Raw genomic sequence first — 14,934 nt, forward strand, 5'->3', positions numbered from 1 at the left:
GTTTGCGGACCCGGGCATGACTGAAGACGCTGAGCGCTGGAAAGAAAAATACCTTAAAAGCATCGAGCAGCAAGAAAAGCTCGAGCGCCGTTGGGATGCCCGTCTTGACCTGCTGCGCCGAGGCCTGGTGCGCAGCACCCTGGCTGCTGAAGGCAGTGACAAGGTGGTAGACGAGTGCATGAAGGAAATGCGCGATGTCATTCGCAGCGACAATATGGACGCCGGCCTCGCTGGCTTGATTCCGCGCCTTGAGAAAGCGGTACTGGATTCCGAACAGCGTCGCGAAACCCGCATGAACCAGGTCAGCGATGCGCTGACCGCACTGGTTGGCCAACTGCAAGGCCTGCCCCTGCCCAGCGATATCTCGCGGCCATTGAAAAAACTGGCGAAGAAGCTCGAGGGCGGGGTTGCCCAGTCACGCGAGCTGCCGCCGCTGTTGGGCGAGTTGAGCGGCTTGCAGGGGCGCGCGCTGTCGGCCCTTGGCAAGCCGAGTGAAGAAGCCCGACCCGGTTTTCTGCAGCGGTTGTTTGGAAGCCGCGAGGAAGATGCACAGGCAGGAGCAGAGCTTGCGCCGGTAGCGTTACCTGCTGCCGAGGTTGTACCCCAGGCAGCCGGCAGTGCCGAGCCCTCGCGGCACGATGACGTCGATGCGCTACAACCGTTGCCGGCTCCTGCTGCTCCGACTGCCGAGGTGGCCGAAGCGCCCGAGCTTGAGCTGGAGGCATTTGGCCCGGCGCTGATCGAAACGGCCGAAATGCCGCCAGCCCCGTTGCCAAGGGACAAGGCGCCATTGCCGGAAGCTGAAGTTTCCGCCAGCGAGCCGTTGGCTGAGGCAGAACCCTTACAAGCCCTTGAAGAAACCTTTGGTGAAGACGGCCCCTATGCCCTGCCCTACGCAGTGGAGCCGCCTTACAGCCAGGTTGCCGCGCACATCGAGCAGACCCTGATCGGTCTGCTCGATGACCTCAGCCTGCCCGAGCGACACAAGGCTCAGGCGCAGGAAATGCGCGAGCGGGTTGCTCGCGGCTTGAACTGGTACGAACTGATCCCGGTGCTGGATGACTTGGCAGTACTCATGCTGGCGATCACCGACAGCGGTCAGCACGAATTCGAAACCTACCTGCAGCAGCTCAATGAACGCCTGGAAGGTTTCCAGAGCCACCTGCACGAGGCCAGCGCCGGCCACGCGGACAACAGCACCGCTGCCCGCGAGCTGGATAGCCAACTGCGTGAGCACGTCGACGGCCTGCAGAGCAGCGTGCAAGGTGCCGCCGATGTAGACAGCCTCAAGCACATTCTGGAAAACCGCCTGGAAGGCTTGCTGGTGACGATGGACGAGCACAAGCACGAGCGTGATCGCCGCGAGCAGGAACTGGCCGGTCGCCTGCAAGGCTTGTCGGAGCGGGTGGCGAGCATGGAGCATGAGGCGCTTGGCTATCGCGAGCACCTGGAAGAACAGCGCCAGAAAGCCCTGCTGGACCCGCTCACCGGCCTGCCCAACCGTGCGGCCTGGAGCGAGCGAGTCGAACGCGAAATGCTTGACTGGCAGGAAAACGGCGGCCATCTGGCGATGGCGATTCTTGACCTGGACCATTTCAAACGCATCAACGACAACTATGGTCATCTGGCTGGGGACAAGGTCCTCAAGATCGTGGCCGACCAGTTGCGCAAGCGTCTGCGGGGCCGGGATTTCATCGCCCGTTTTGGCGGCGAGGAATTCGTCTTGCTGCTGCCGCAGACTACGCCCGCAGTCGCTGCGCAAGTGGCCGAGGTGTTGCGTGCCACAGTCGAAGCCTGCCCATTCCACTTCAAGGGAGAACGGGTGGTGATCACCACCTCCATCGGCCTGGGTGCATTCCGTTCTGGCGAACGCAGCGACCAGGTGCTCAAACGGGCCGATGCAGCGCTGTACCGGGCAAAGGAGCTGGGGCGTAATCGCGTCGAGCATGGTTAGCCAGCCGCTGTCCGGCAGGCACAGCGCATGTGAGCACGTTATACTGTAGCGCTCATACGCTGAGGCCACTGACGTGCTTTCCACGCTTAAAAAAACCCTGATTTCCTTTTTGCTGTTGTCTGTCGCCGGTTGCTCGACGGGCCTGCGCATCGACCGCAGTCACCCTTCGGCCAATCAGGACAACCGCATCCAGTTCGTTGTCCTGCATTACACCAATGCTTCGCTGGAGCGCTCCCTGGCGCTGCTTACCCATGGTGAAGTCAGCAGCCATTACCTGATCGGCGATGGCCCGGCTACGGTGTATCAGCTGGTAGATGAAAACCGTCGCGCCTGGCATGCCGGTGAGAGCCAGTGGCAGGGGCGTACCTGGCTGAACTCCTCGTCCATTGGTATCGAGATCGTCAACCCAGGCTTCACCGACACCCCGAACGGCCGGGTCTGGCACCCTTACAGCGAGGCGCAGATCCAGTCGCTGATCGCGCTGCTCAAGGACATTGTCAAACGCAACAACATCGAACCACGCCATATCATCGGCCACAGTGACATCGCCCCGCTGCGCAAGCTGGACCCGGGGCCATTGTTCCCGTGGAAGCGCCTGGCCGACGCCGGGCTGGGTATCTGGCCGGATGCCAACGCCGTGGCACGGCAGCAAGCCTACTTCAGCGTCAACCCGCCAAGCGTTGGCTGGTACCAGCAGGAGCTGGCACGGTTTGGCTATCAGATCGAGCAGACCGGCGTGCTGGATGTCGCCACACGTCATGTGATCGCCGCCTTCCAGATGCGCTTCCGCCCGCAGCGCTTCGACGGTATGCCGGATGCGCAGACAGCAGCGATGCTGCAGGTACTTAACCGCATGCGTTGAGTCACGGCGGGCGGGGTCCTTGTTGCAAGCCTTGCGCTGCGAATAGGCGAGTTGGGTCGACGCAGTTGTATCGACTTAACGGTCTCATCGCAGCCACAAGGTTGTTTCTACAAAGCGCGTGGGTGGATTGCAGCGAAGCGCCAAACGGTGAGGGTGATTATTGATTCCGTTGCTATACCTTGGTTATCAACTGGATGCCTTCGATGTCAGCCTTCATTGCCTTGCTGCGCCAAATTTTTTACCGTCCCTGGATGCTGGCCACTTTGGCAGCGCTGGCCAGCGCCGCGGTGTTGCTCTCTGCCAGCATCGGCATTGCCTTGCAACAAATGAAACAAAGCGAAAGCGAACAGATGAATGCCCAGGGCGAGCGTTTTCTGGAACGGCTCGAACAGGTGTTCGGCCAATTGCGCGAAGGGGTCGACCTGCTGCAGGCCCAACCCTTGCGCGGCTGCAGCCCGGCAATGCTGGCAGCCTTGCAGCAGGTTGGCCTGAACTCGCGGTTCATCTATGAAGCGGCTTATGTAGATGGCAATGTTGCCTGCTCCAACCGCGGTGATGAGCGAGCGTTCGTTCCCTTGCGGGCGCCAGATATCCAGGGGCCAACGTACAGCTACTGGCTTAACACCACCACCGAGCCGAACGAGAACCTGGCAGCACTGATGCTGGGCCGGGGCAAGTTTCTGGTTTCCACCTCCCGTGGGCATTTGACCGATGTGGTGGACCTGCCCCCAGGTGGCAGCCTGGTGGTGGTGCTGGACAACGGCGCCCGGGCCATTCCGGTGCTTGGCCCGCCACAGGTATGGCCACCACCCTCGGCCTGGTCGACCAGCCACAAGTCGCTGCTGGAACTCAGTGATCGGCTGATCTACCGAATGCCGACCAAGTCGCCGGATTATCAGTTGGTGCTGATTGCCCCGAGGGCCAGTCTGCCGTTGAAGATGAACGGCATGCTCTGGTTGCTGTTCCCCGGTAGCGTGCTGGCGGCCTGCTGCATCGGTTGGTTGGTTCTGCAGTTGATTCTGCAACGACGGTCGATGAGTTCAGAGTTACAGAATGCCTTGCGTCGTGGAGAGCTGCAGGTGCTCTACCAGCCAATCATCGAGCTCGACAGCCGGCGCTGTGTGGGCGCCGAGGCCTTGGTGCGCTGGCGCCGCCCGGACGGCACCCTGACCAGCCCGGACCTTTTCATTCCGCTGGCGGAGAATACCGGGCAGATTCGCCAGATCACCGACTTTGTCCTGCAGCGTGTGCTTGAACAGCTAGGACAGCTACTGCGCTCGCACCCCAAGCTATACATATCGATAAACCTGGCGGCCTGCGATGTGATGGTGCCACGTATTGGCCGGGTGGCGGCGCGCTTGCTGGCCTTGCATCGAGTGGCGCCCAGCCAGATTGCCTTCGAGGTGACCGAGCGCGGCCTGATCGACGTGGTGGTCGCCCGTGACAATCTGCAGGCGCTACGCGCCGTGGGGCACCAGGTGCTGATCGACGACTTTGGTACCGGTTATTGCAGCCTGGCCTACCTGCAAACCCTGCCGGTGGACTGCCTGAAGATCGACAAGGCATTCATCGACGCTCTGGGCCACGATGCCGCCAGTAGCGGCGTGGCCCCGCATATCATCCGCATGGCCCATGACTTGCACCTGCGGGTAATTGCCGAAGGAATCGAGTTCGAGGACCAGGCGGTGCTGCTGAACAGCGAGGGGGTCAATTATGGCCAGGGCTGGTTGTTTGCCCGGCCGCTGAACGCCCGGCAGTTTGCCGAGTTGGTGACTCGTGGGCACCTGCCGCGGCGGGTGTAGGCGCGTTGAAGCAATCAGACCGGTAACGCCATGTAGAACTGGGTCCCCTGCCCCGGCCGCGAAAACACGCCCATGCGCCCGCCGTGCAGCTGCACAATTTCCTTGCACAGCGCGAGCCCCAGCCCAGCGCCGCCTTTCTTGCGACCTACCTGCACGAAAGGCTCGAAGATGCGCGCTTGTTGCCCATAGGAAATGCCCTCTCCGTTGTCCTCGACGCTGATGATCACCCGTTCTGCATGCCGTCTGGCATGCAGGCGGATGCGCCCGCCGTTGGCGGTATGGCGGATGGCGTTGTGCAGCAGGTTGTCCAGCACCCGGTCCAACTGGGCGACGTCGGCCTGGATGCGCGGTAGCGGCGGGTCCAGTTCCTTGATCAACTCGATCTGCTTGTGCGCGGCCTGTTCGGCAAAGCGCGATTGCGCGTGGTCCAGCAGGTCGTCGATGGCACAGGGGGCCAGCTCGAGCTTTTGCAAACCGCTCTGATAACGGGAGAAGTTGAGCAGGTCGTTGATCAGTTGGGTAAGACGCTGCATTTCTTCGCCGATGGTTTCCAGCAGGTCGTTCTCGCGGGCTTCGGGCGGGAACTTGACCCGCTCGCGCAGCAGGCCGAAGGCCATGTGCATGCCGGTCACCGGGGTACGCAGTTCGTGGGAGGCGCGCAGCACGAATTCGCTGCGCACCCGCTCGAAGGCCCTTTGCTCGGTCACATCGTGCAGCACCATCACCGCGCCGAGGATTGGTCCCTGCGGGTGGCTGACCGGGGTCAGGCTGTAGGTGAGCAGACGTGATTCTTCATCGACCTCCATGTTCAGGTCGTCCGGTGGGCGGTCGAGGCTGCCCCCGCGCAGAACCTGGCGCAGTTGTTGCTCAAGCTCGGGTCGCTGCAGGGCTTCGACCAGGCTGCTGCCCACGCGGCTGTCGTTCCAGCCCAGCTGGCGCTGCGCCACCGGGTTGAGGTGCTCGAGGCGGCCCTGGCGGTCGATGATCAGCAGGCCGTCGTCGATGCTGTCGAGTACCGCCTGTAAACGCTGCTGGCCGGCCAGCAGCTCGTCGACGTTGGTGGCCTGGTGCTTGCGCAAGGCATCGGCCATCAGCCCAAAACGGCGGGTCAGCTGGTTGAGCTCGGCGGCCTGGGCGACCGGCAAGGTCACATCGAAATTGCCCTTGCCCAACTGGTCGGCCGCCTTGGCCAAGGCTTCGATCGGCTGGCCGAAACGCCGGGCGATGTTGTGCGCGGTGATAAAGCCCAGTATCAACACCACCAACCCCATCAGGCCGAGTACACCACTGACCAGCAAGGCGCGGTCACGGGTGCGTTCCTCGCTACGGGTAATCAGGTCCAATGCCTGCTTGTGGGAATCGATGAGGTCGGTGCGCACCTGATTGAACGCGGCCCCAAGCGGCTGATCGACACCCATGCTGCGAGCGGGTGTGGCGCTGTCGCGATAGGTCTGGAGGAAGGCCTGGTAATTGCTGCTCGCCTTGCTGAAACCGGTGCGCTCACCGCCTTGTTCCAGCCCTTGGTTGAGCAGGTCCTGGAAGTTGTCCTGCAGCAGCCGCAGGCTTTCTGGGGCGGTGTCTTCATCGAGAATGAGAATCATCTGTTCGCCCAGGTTCTGGCGCAACTTCAGCCCCACTTCCAGGGCATGGGTGGTGTCGCGCACCAGTCGCTGTTGCACTGTAGCCATCTGCAGCATGCTGACCAGACCCAGCAGCAGCCCTAGCAACGCCACGGTGACGAGCGTCGAGATGCTGAGGAAAAGCCGCGTACGCAGCTTCATGGGCGGCCATTTCATAGGTTGTACTGCTTGCGCTTGCGGTACAGGGTAGAAGCATCGATGCCCAAGGTCTTGGCGGCTTGGTCGAGGGTATCGCTGGCGGCCAGTACGGCACCGATATGGGCACGCTCCAGCTCATCCAGGCTAAGTGCGGCACCTACGCGCGGGGCACTGCCGGCGGGTTGTTCACCCATGCCCAGGTGGCTGATCTCCACGCGTTCCTGCGGGCAGATGATGCTGGCCCGTTCCACTACGTTGCGCAGTTCGCGAATGTTGCCAGGCCAGCGGTAGTTGAGCAGGGCGGTTCGCGCCTCGTCACTGAAACCGCGGGCGGGCCGGGAGTATTCCTTGACGAAACGGGCGAGGAAGCGGTCGGCCAGGATGAGGATGTCTTCACTGCGCTCGCGCAGCGGGGGCAGGTGCAGGGTAATCACGTTCAAGCGATACAGCAGGTCTTCGCGAAAGCGGCTTTCGCGCACCATCTCTTCAAGGTTGAGGTTGGTGGCAGCCAGGATACGTACATCGGCACGCCGGGTAACCGGGTCGCCGACGCGTTCGTATTCCTTGTCCTGGATGAAACGCAACAGTTTGGGCTGCAAGGTCAGCGGGAAATCGCCGATCTCGTCGAGGAATAGCGTGCCCCCGTCAGCCTGGCTGACCCGCCCGAGGGTGCTTTCGCTGGCGCCGGTGAAGGCGCCGCGGGTATGGCCGAATAGCTCGCTTTCCATCAGCTCGGCGTTAAGCGACGGGCAGTTGATGGTCACGCAGGCTTTGCGTGCACGCTTGCTCCAACCATGGATGGCCCGTGCCAGCTCGCCCTTGCCGGTACCCGATTCGCCAAGGATGAGGATGTTGGCGTCAGTGATGGCGACTTGGCGGGCGGTTTCAAGCACCGCCATCATGGCCGGGCTATGGGAGTCGAGGCCGTCCTTGGGTTTGCGTATTTCACCTTCCAGCGCTTCCAGGCGTGCAGAAAGCTGGCGCACCTCCAGTTGCTTGGCAGTGGCCAGGCGCAACTGGTCGGGGCTGCATGGCTTGACCAAGTAGTCGGCAGCGCCGGCCTGGATGGCATCTACTGCGGTGTCGATCGCCGAGTGCGCGGTGACGATCACCACCCGCATCCACGGGGCCTGGATACGCATCTGTGCCAGCACGTCGAGGCCGTTGTCTTCCCCCAGGCGCAAATCGAGGAAGCATAGGTCGAACACCTGGCGCTGCAGCAGGGTTTCTGCCTGGGCGGCGCTGTTGGCCGTGGCCACGCTGTAGCCCTCGTCTTCCAGGCAGTAACGGAACGTGCGCAGGATCGCGGACTCGTCATCCACCAGCAGAATTCGGCCTTGGTTGTCCTGGGCTGATTCCATTTCCTGTGCTCCTTAGGGAAAGATCTTTATTTAGTGTGGGAAAAATCGGGCAAGTTGCATGGTCAATTCTGAAGGATTCTGTCCTTTGCATGCTAGCCAGTGGCCAAACGATGTCTACAAGCCGTGATTCTTCAATGATTTGCTTAGAGACACGCGCTGGCACATTGGTTGCGATGATTTTCAGATTTTGCCCACGAAGGAGGCGCTTTCATGCCCTTTTCCCTGCGTACAGCCGTTTTGGCCGCCACCCTGCTGCCAATCCTTACCCCCGCATTCGCCGACCCTGTGCAGGACGCGCGCCTGGAAGGCGCCCTGCAAACCGCCTTGTCACTGAACCGCATGCTTGATTCATTTCGCATCAAGGTTGAAGTGGACGGCAAGCAGGCGCGGCTTTCCGGTGAGGTGGAGAACGAGGTCGAGCGGCAGCTGGCCGAGGACGTGGCCCGTGCTACCCGGGGCATCGAACAGGTAGAGAACCTGCTGCAACTCAATGCCCAACTGGTGGAGCGTCCGCAGGAGCTGCGTGCCTACGCCCAGCGCCTGGAGGACGTGACCCTGGCGGCGGTGATCCGTGCTCGGCTGTTGTGGAGCCGTACCACCGAAAAGGCACCTATAGAAGTACAGAGCAGCGAGGGTGTGGTGACGTTGCGTGGCAAGGTCGACAGTGCCGAAGCCAAGGAGCTGGCGGGCGTGGTAGCGCGTACCACCGACGGCGTGTACCTGGTCAACAACCTGGTCAGCCTCGATACCGCCGCCATGGCCAAGGCGCGGGAAACACCGGCGGGCGCGCCAATCGGGCCGCAGCCAAGCGACAGCTGGATCGTCGACAAAATCCAGAGCAGTTATCGCTTCAGCCGCAACCTCGATGGCCTGAACCTGAAGGTGGCCAGCGAAGCAGGCATGGTGCGGCTCTCGGGCGAGGTGGTCAGCGCGGAGCAGAAAACCATCGCCGTGGAGATCGCGCGGCAGATCATCGGCGTACGGGGCGTGGATGCTGACCTGCTGAAAGTCGCGACCAAGGTGGAAGGCTGATCGTGCAATTCGCACGACCACACAGGCGTCATCGTGCAGGATACGTCCTCACGGTGTCTTTTAATAATCACTAAATAATTGATTTATAAGGATTTTATTTAAATCAAAAGGCTGGCATGCAGGCTGCAATTACCTGTTCAGGTTTGAACAAAAAATACAGCAGGAGGAGCCAGCATGAACCGCCAATCCGTCAACCGCTCGCAGAGCGCTGCACTGCCTTTGCGCCAGATGCTGACACTCGGCATGGCGATGCTGCTGACCTTGGCCGCTGGCCTCTTCTATTACAGCTTGCAGACGGCGCGTCTGGCTGAGCAGGTGGCGGCTCAGACTGCCCTGTTGACGCAGATTCAGGCCACTCGTGCCAACACCTTGGTCAAGGCCGCTGACTGGCAGCCCGCTGGCCAGGCCATTGCCTCACCGGCCACTGTGGAAAAAGTTGTTCCCCAGGAACGCTGGGTTTTCTGACCAGGCGGCCGGATCGATTCCGCAAAAAGAAAGGAGAACTACCATGCTGAGTTGGGCTATCACTTTCCTCATCATCGCCATTGTCGCCGCTGTACTGGGCTTCGGTGGTATCGCGGGCGCTGCTACAGGTATCGCCAAGATCCTGTTCATTGTCTTCCTGGTGTTGTTTGTAGCCTCCTTCTTCTTTGGACGCGGACGAGGTTGAAGATGAGCAGGAAGCTTCGTTCAGCCGTGGTCGCCGCCCTGTTGCTGGGCGGCAGCGCGGCGGCCATGGCGGCCAATGACGGCCAGGTTCGGGTCGACCAACTGCTCGGCTCGGACCCGGAGTACCGGGAAACCTGGCAGGACACCCTCGAAGGCGAGGAACGCCTGCCCGATTGGGTGGTCAATCTGACCGGCAGTGCCCAGCAGCAGATGTCTGCCGTTACTGAGGACGGCGACAAGTACCTGGTCGGGCCGCTGTGCGAAAAACAGGACAATTGCACCTACAAGCGGCTGATCGTGGCGTTCAGCTGGGACAAGGATGATGCCTATGGGATGCTCGTCGAGGTGCCCGAAGGTTTGCCGAGCGACAAGTCGCCCACCCGTCATGCGCAGTACCGCTGGCTGGGCGAACCTGACGACGGCATGAAGGCAATGCTGCAGGAGCAGCTCAAGCGTGACCCGAACTGGTACTGAGCATTGTTGCCGGTACGGATGAAAGGTCACTCACTGTCACGTAATAGAAGCTGAAGCTTTCTATAGTTCAGCCTTCTATGATGCGCCGCCCCGAGGAGGGGTAGCACATGACCAAGGGGTCGGGCTGCTCTGATTGTTACAGGACCGGAGTGGCCTAGGGGTACAGGGAGTGCCTCCAGTAATGGGCCGGGTCAGGAAAGGCGGAATCGGAAGTCTCAGGTCGGCGGTGTCACAGGGATACCTTGCCAGACCTGACTTCCGAGGAGCCATGTAGGAAACGTCGCCTCCCTTGCGCGTTTTTTCCCCTGGGACACATTTTGTCTCGACCGTACATCAATTTTTTTTCGACCTTCCTGGTGCTGCTACAAGTGGCATTTCCGCCATTCGGATTGTCGAACAGGCCATCTTTCGTGTCCTATCTGTCCCGCCAAATCTGCCGAAATATGGCGGTTTGGTCTTGTTCGGGATTCCGAATGTTATAAATCAAGCACTTGCGAAGCTGCCGGCTAGGTCGAAAACAGTATGCATAAACGGCATGGGCCATGCGTTTCAGGCATTAGCTTTCGCCCCTTGCCGTCGCAATAGTTGCCGCCTTTTTCGCTGGCCAGAGCGCCCTGTCGCTCGCCTGCGGTGTCCTTACATGACGTCGCCTGACGGAAGCCTTTATTGCCCGTGACCTTGCCCATGGCTCTGTTACGCGTGTTTCCGCCAGGTGCCATGACCACTAAAACAAAGGGTAAAGACATGAAGAAGGCAAAACTGAGCCTCGCCTGGCAGATCGTCATCGGTCTGGTCCTGGGTGTTGCAATCGGCGCGCTACTGAATCATTTCAGTGCAGAAAAGGCATGGTGGATCAGCAACGTCCTTCAGCCCGCTGGTGACATCTTCATCCGCCTGATCAAGATGATCGTCGTCCCGATCGTGATTTCGTCGCTGATCGTGGGCATCGCCGGTGTTGGCGACGCGAAGAAACTGGGCAGTATCGGCCTGAAGACCATCATCTACTTCGAAGTGGTGACCACGATCGCCATCGTCGTAGGCCTGGTGCTGGCCAACCTGTTCCATCCGGGTGCCGGCATCGACATGAGCACCCTGGGCACTGTGGATATCTCCAAGTACCAGGCGACAGCGGCCGAAGTGCAACATGAGCACGCGTTCATCGAAACCCTGCTCAACCTGATTCCGTCGAACATCTTCGCAGCGCTGATGCGTGGCGAAATGCTGCCGATCATCTTCTTCTCGGTGATGTTCGGCCTGGGTCTGTCGAGCCTGCAGGCAGAGCTGCGTGACCCGCTGGTGCGTACCTTCCAGGCTGTTTCGGAGACCATGTTCAAGGTCACCCACATGATCATGAACTACGCCCCGATCGGCGTGTTCGCCCTGATTGCGGTGACCGTGGCCAACTTCGGTTTCAGCTCGCTGCTGCCGCTGGCCAAGCTGGTTGTGCTGGTGTACTTCGCCATCGCCTTCTTCGCCTTCATGGTACTGGGCCTGGTTGCCCGCCTGTTCGGCTTCTCGGTGATCAAGATCATGCGCATCATGAAAGATGAGCTGATCCTGGCCTACTCCACCTCCAGTTCGGAAACCGTGCTGCCGCGGGTGATCGAGAAGATGGAGAAGTACGGCGCGCCGAAGTCGATCTGCTCGTTCGTGGTACCGACCGGCTATTCGTTCAACCTCGACGGTTCGACCCTGTACCAGAGCATCGCGGCGATCTTCATTGCCCAGTTGTACGGTATCGACCTGTCGTGGAGCCAGCAGCTGCTGCTGGTGCTGACCCTGATGGTCACTTCCAAAGGTATCGCGGGTGTGCCGGGCGTATCGTTCGTGGTACTGCTGGCCACCTTGGGCAGCGTGGGCATTCCGCTGGAAGGCCTGGCCTTCATCGCAGGCGTGGACCGCATCATGGACATGGCCCGTACTGCACTGAACGTTGTGGGCAACGCCTTGGCTGCATTGGTCATTGCTCGCTGGGAAGGCATGTACGACGCGGTCAAGGGCGAGCAGTACTACGCCTCGCTGATGGCTGAGAAACAGGGAGCTGCAGTGGTTGGCGAAACCGCCAAGCGCTGAGCCTGATGGCTGTTTGACCAAGAGCCCCGACTTGTCGGGGCTTTTTGTTATCTGCGAGATCTTGAGCCGCGCCTACAAAGGCTCGCGATCGCCAGTCACAGGCTGCGATACGCTATTATTCGGGCACTTTTCAGGGGGAACATACGGATGCTCAACGGCCTTTGGCTCGGCTTTTTCCTGGTGGCGGCGGTGTCCGCCATGGCCCAATGGCTGGTGGGTGGCAACGCAGGCATCTTCGCGGCAATGGTCGAAAGCATATTCGCCATGGCCAAGCTGTCGGTCGAGGTGATGGTGCTGCTGTTCGGCACACTGACCCTTTGGCTGGGCTTTCTGAAGATCGCCGAGAAGGCCGGTATCGTCGAATGGTTGGCCAGGGTGCTGGGCCCGTTGTTCGCCCGCCTGATGCCGGAGGTGCCGCCCGGCCACCCGGCCCTGGGCCTGATCACCATGAACTTCGCTGCCAACGGCCTGGGGCTGGACAACGCTGCTACGCCGATTGGCCTGAAGGCCATGCGCGCGCTGCAGGAGCTGAACCCCGGCAGCACCACCGCGAGCAACGCGCAGATCCTGTTTCTGGTGCTCAACGCCTCGTCGCTGACCCTGCTGCCGGTAACTGTCTTCATGTACCGGGCCCAGCAAGGCGCGCCAGACCCGACCATGGTGTTTCTGCCAATCCTGCTAGCGACCAGCGTCTCGACCCTGGTTGGTCTGTTGTCGGTGGCAGTGATGCAGCGTTTGCGTCTGTGGGACCCGGTGGTGCTTGCCTACTTCATCCCCGGCGCTTTGCTGCTGGGAGGCTTCATGGCTTTTCTTGGCACCCTGTCGGCCGCCGCGCTGGCCAGCCTGTCGTCGCTCCTGGGCAACCTCACGCTGTTTGGCGTGATCATGCTGTTCCTGGTGGTGGGCGCCCTGAAACGGGTGAAGGTGTATGAAGCCTTTGTCGAAGGCGCCACGGAAGGCTTCGATGTGGCCAAGAGCCTGCTGCCCTACCTGGTGGCGATGCTGGTGGCGGTGGGTGTGCTGCGCGCCTCTGGTGCCCTGGAGCTGGCCCTGGACGGTATCCGCCATGCGGTGAGCTGGATGGGCCTGGACACGCGCTTCGTCGAGGGCCTGCCCACCGCGCTGGTCAAGCCGTTCTCTGGCAGCGCAGCGCGGGCAATGCTGATCGAGACCATGCAGACCCAAGGCGTGGACAGTTTCCCTGCCTTGGTGGCAGCGACGATTCAGGGCAGCACCGAAACCACCTTCTACGTACTGGCCGTGTACTTTGGTGCCGTGGGCATCCAGCGCGTGCGCCATGCGGTCGGTTGCGCACTTCTGGCCGAGTTTTCAGGGGTAGTCGCGGCGATCTTCGTCTGCTACTGGTTCTTTGCCTGAAGCTTCAGTTGTGCCTGGTTGGCCTGGGTGATGGTCCAGTTCACGACTTGCCCCACCAGCTGGTCGCTGGCCTGGCCGAAGCCGGCGACCACTGCTGATACCTGTTTGTCGTCCAGCGGTTGGCGGATTTCGAAGCGCTTGCTGGCCAGGATGCGTTGGTTGCGGCCCTGGACCAAGCGAGCGTCATAGCGGATCACCACCTCCACTGCCCCATCCGTGCGGTATTCACTCTGAAATGCCTGCAGCTCGCCGGCCAGCTCGTAGTCTGCCTGCAGGTTACTGTCGTCAGCACTCAGGCGCTGTACCTGGCCCTCACGCTGGAACCCGTCGAGCAAGCGGTTACGCAGCAGCACCGGGGCCGCATCGCTCCAGCGCGCGCCCTTGTAGCTGCTCACCACATTGCCCTGGGGAACCACGGCAATCCTTGGCCCAGCCAACACTTCACTGGCCAGCGGCTTGTTCAGGCGCAATGACCACTCCAGCGGCGGCGCTGTGCGACTGGGCTGGTTCACCGGCAGGCGATAAAGGTCCACAGGTTCGCTCTTCGGCAGGATCGAGCAGGCACTGGCCAGGCTCAGCGAGGCCGCCAGGGTCAGCAGGCGCAGCGACGGATTCATGGCTGGAACTCCTTGTTGTTGTCGCGGCCAAGCAGGTAGCCGCTTGGGTCGGCCTCCAGTTGCCGGGAAATGCCTTTGAGCGCGTTAAGTGTTTCGCGCAGTTCACGAATGGCCGGGGCAAGCTGGTTCAGGCTCTGGGCGCCGTCACCTATAGCCTCGCTGTTGTTCTGGAGCAGGTTATTGATGGTTGCCGTGCTTTGGGCCAGTGACTGCATGGCCTGTTCGGCGCTGCCGATCGCCTGCTTGCCTTCGCTATCCAGCAGGCCGTTGGCATTGCGCATCAATGCCTGGGTTTCGGCCAGGGTGGCGCTGGCCTGCTTGCCCACCTGCACCAGCTGTGCGATGGCCTCGGCGATGCTGCCGTGCTGGCCGGCAAAGGCGCCGGTGGTCTTGTCGAGGTTGGCCAGCGTGTTGCTGAGGTGGCCTATGTTGTCCTCGGAGAACATCTGGTTGGCGTTATGGAGCAGCATGTTGATGTTGGTCACCAGGTCGCTGCTGTCGTTGAGCAGACGCGAGATTGGCGATGGCGAAGCGATGATCACCGGCAGCTTGCCATCCTTGCCTTTAAGCTCGGGGCTTTGCGGGGTGCCGCCGCTGAGCTGGATGAACGAGTTGCCGGTGACGCCGGCCAGGGTCAGCTTGGCCTGCGTGTCTTCCTTCACGGGGGTATCGGCGCTCAGGCGCACGCGTGCCAGTACCCGGCGCGGGTCTTTCGGGTCCAGACGCAGGGTGGACACGTCGCCCACCTTGATGCCGTTGTACTGGACCGTGCTGCCGGGAGAAAGGCCGGACACGGCTTCGTTGAACACCACTTCGTAATCCTTGAAGGCGTCGTCGACACTGGACTTGGCCAGCCACAGGCCGAACAGCATGGCCCCTGTCACCACCAGAACGGTGACCAGGCCGATGAGGACGTGATGGGCTCGGGTTTCCAT

General features: G+C 61.3%; 13 protein-coding genes. 9 read left to right on the forward strand and 4 right to left on the reverse strand.

The annotated features are described in order from the left end of the window. Nucleotides 1-16 precede the first annotated feature (16 nt). The 3 genes from AC3RCM_RS00730 (at nt 17) to AC3RCM_RS00740 (ending at nt 4,618) form a co-directional block, all read left to right on the forward strand. On the forward strand, nt 17-1,954 hold the full coding sequence (locus AC3RCM_RS00730) for a GGDEF domain-containing protein (protein WP_064490885.1): 1,938 nt from the start codon (nt 17-19) through the stop codon (nt 1,952-1,954). 73 nt (nt 1,955-2,027) lie between these two features. Next, nucleotides 2,028-2,816, forward strand: coding sequence for an N-acetylmuramoyl-L-alanine amidase (locus AC3RCM_RS00735; protein WP_020191154.1), 789 nt, complete (start codon nt 2,028-2,030; stop codon nt 2,814-2,816). A gap of 203 nt (nt 2,817-3,019) precedes the next feature. Further along, complete coding sequence (locus AC3RCM_RS00740; RefSeq protein ID WP_019437393.1) at nt 3,020-4,618, forward strand: EAL domain-containing protein; 1,599 nt, start codon at nt 3,020-3,022, stop codon at nt 4,616-4,618. Nucleotides 4,619-4,632: 14 nt separating this feature from the next. Here AC3RCM_RS00740 and AC3RCM_RS00745 read toward each other — a convergent pair whose 3' ends face one another. Continuing rightward, complete coding sequence (locus AC3RCM_RS00745) at nt 4,633-6,414, reverse strand: KinB sensor domain-containing domain (RefSeq protein WP_198748172.1); 1,782 nt, start codon at nt 6,412-6,414, stop codon at nt 4,633-4,635. Beyond that, nucleotides 6,411-7,757 carry a sigma-54-dependent response regulator transcription factor AlgB gene (gene algB, locus AC3RCM_RS00750; RefSeq protein WP_010951528.1) on the reverse strand — a complete coding sequence of 449 codons (1,347 nt, stop codon included), beginning with the start codon at nt 7,755-7,757 and terminating at the stop codon, nt 6,411-6,413. The genes AC3RCM_RS00745 and algB overlap by 4 nt, the downstream gene beginning before the upstream one ends. 210 nt (nt 7,758-7,967) lie before the next feature. On the opposite strand from algB, the gene AC3RCM_RS00755 reads away from it, so the two are divergent. From AC3RCM_RS00755 to AC3RCM_RS00780, 6 genes are all read left to right on the forward strand, one after another. Next, nucleotides 7,968-8,789, forward strand: a complete 822-nt coding sequence (locus tag AC3RCM_RS00755) for a BON domain-containing protein (RefSeq protein WP_064490883.1) — start codon at nt 7,968-7,970, stop codon at nt 8,787-8,789. A 174-nt stretch (nt 8,790-8,963) separates the two neighbouring features. Further along, complete coding sequence (locus tag AC3RCM_RS00760) at nt 8,964-9,254, forward strand: hypothetical protein (protein WP_003252968.1); 291 nt, start codon at nt 8,964-8,966, stop codon at nt 9,252-9,254. A 43-nt stretch (nt 9,255-9,297) separates the two neighbouring features. Beyond that, complete coding sequence (locus AC3RCM_RS00765; RefSeq protein WP_003252966.1) at nt 9,298-9,459, forward strand: DUF1328 domain-containing protein; 162 nt, start codon at nt 9,298-9,300, stop codon at nt 9,457-9,459. A gap of 2 nt (nt 9,460-9,461) precedes the next feature. After that, the gene (locus AC3RCM_RS00770; RefSeq protein WP_014861521.1) at nt 9,462-9,932 is read left to right on the forward strand and encodes an inhibitor of vertebrate lysozyme family protein; all 471 of its coding nucleotides are present in this window, start codon (nt 9,462-9,464) and stop codon (nt 9,930-9,932) included. 744 nt (nt 9,933-10,676) lie between these two features. After that, entirely contained in the window at nt 10,677-12,005 is a 1,329-nt protein-coding gene (gltP, locus tag AC3RCM_RS00775) for a glutamate/aspartate:proton symporter GltP (protein WP_064490882.1), read from the forward strand. A gap of 147 nt (nt 12,006-12,152) precedes the next feature. Beyond that, the gene (locus AC3RCM_RS00780) at nt 12,153-13,382 is read left to right on the forward strand and encodes a nucleoside recognition domain-containing protein (protein WP_020191151.1); all 1,230 of its coding nucleotides are present in this window, start codon (nt 12,153-12,155) and stop codon (nt 13,380-13,382) included. On the opposite strand, the gene AC3RCM_RS00785 is transcribed toward AC3RCM_RS00780, so the two are convergent. Both AC3RCM_RS00785 and AC3RCM_RS00790 read right to left on the reverse strand, forming a co-directional pair. After that, entirely contained in the window at nt 13,364-13,999 is a 636-nt protein-coding gene (locus AC3RCM_RS00785; RefSeq protein ID WP_064490881.1) for an ABC-type transport auxiliary lipoprotein family protein, read from the reverse strand. The genes AC3RCM_RS00780 and AC3RCM_RS00785 overlap by 19 nt on opposite strands. Further along, nucleotides 13,996-14,934 (reverse strand): MlaD family protein, encoded by a 939-nt coding sequence (locus AC3RCM_RS00790; RefSeq protein WP_010951534.1) that lies wholly within the window; start codon nt 14,932-14,934, stop codon nt 13,996-13,998. Before AC3RCM_RS00790 ends, AC3RCM_RS00785 begins: the two co-directional genes overlap by 4 nt.

This window comes from Pseudomonas sp. GW823-FHT05G12, from assembly GCF_058795575.1.

Bases quoted from the DNA above. Each gene is read 5' to 3' on its own strand.
- AC3RCM_RS00730 (WP_064490885.1), top strand. From the start codon at position 17: ATGACTGAAGACGCTGAGCGCTGGAAAGAAAAATACCTTAAAAGCATC.
- AC3RCM_RS00740 (WP_019437393.1), top strand. From the start codon at position 3,020: ATGTCAGCCTTCATTGCCTTGCTGCGCCAAATTTTTTACCGTCCCTGG.
- AC3RCM_RS00745 (WP_198748172.1), bottom strand. From the start codon at position 6,414: ATGAAATGGCCGCCCATGAAGCTGCGTACGCGGCTTTTCCTCAGCATC.
- algB (WP_010951528.1), bottom strand. From the start codon at position 7,757: ATGGAATCAGCCCAGGACAACCAAGGCCGAATTCTGCTGGTGGATGAC.
- AC3RCM_RS00755 (WP_064490883.1), top strand. From the start codon at position 7,968: ATGCCCTTTTCCCTGCGTACAGCCGTTTTGGCCGCCACCCTGCTGCCA.
- AC3RCM_RS00760 (WP_003252968.1), top strand. From the start codon at position 8,964: ATGAACCGCCAATCCGTCAACCGCTCGCAGAGCGCTGCACTGCCTTTG.
- AC3RCM_RS00765 (WP_003252966.1), top strand. From the start codon at position 9,298: ATGCTGAGTTGGGCTATCACTTTCCTCATCATCGCCATTGTCGCCGCT.
- AC3RCM_RS00770 (WP_014861521.1), top strand. From the start codon at position 9,462: ATGAGCAGGAAGCTTCGTTCAGCCGTGGTCGCCGCCCTGTTGCTGGGC.
- gltP (WP_064490882.1), top strand. From the start codon at position 10,677: ATGAAGAAGGCAAAACTGAGCCTCGCCTGGCAGATCGTCATCGGTCTG.
- AC3RCM_RS00780 (WP_020191151.1), top strand. From the start codon at position 12,153: ATGCTCAACGGCCTTTGGCTCGGCTTTTTCCTGGTGGCGGCGGTGTCC.
- AC3RCM_RS00785 (WP_064490881.1), bottom strand. From the start codon at position 13,999: ATGAATCCGTCGCTGCGCCTGCTGACCCTGGCGGCCTCGCTGAGCCTG.
- AC3RCM_RS00790 (WP_010951534.1), bottom strand. From the start codon at position 14,934: ATGGAAACCCGAGCCCATCACGTCCTCATCGGCCTGGTCACCGTTCTG.